At 52.4% G+C, this 252-nt stretch carries 1 rRNA gene; it reads right to left on the bottom strand.

Going from position 1 to position 252, the window contains the following annotated elements:
* A 23S ribosomal RNA gene (locus HP552_RS36020) occupies nt 1–252 on the bottom strand; the annotation flags it as partial.

Genomic DNA, 252 nt, shown 5'->3' with positions numbered 1-252 from the left:
TCCGCGTTCGCTCGCCGCTACTGACGGAATCACTATTGTTTTCTCTTCCTCAAGGTACTTAGATGTTTCAGTTCCCCTGGTATGCCTCTACACAACCTATGTATTCAGTTGTGAGTAACTGGAAATTACCCCAGCTGGGTTTCCCCATTCGGACATCCCCGGATCAAAGCTTGCTTACAGCTCCCCGAGGCAGTTTCGTTGTTCGCCACGTCCTTCATCGGCTCCTAGCGCCTAGGCATCCTCCGTGTGCTC

This window comes from Paenibacillus xylanilyticus (assembly GCF_013359935.1).
Lineage (GTDB): Bacteria > Bacillota > Bacilli > Paenibacillales > Paenibacillaceae > Paenibacillus > Paenibacillus xylanilyticus.
The sequence above is the reverse complement of the archived record's forward strand: the minus strand, read 5'-3'. Positions and strand labels throughout refer to the sequence as shown.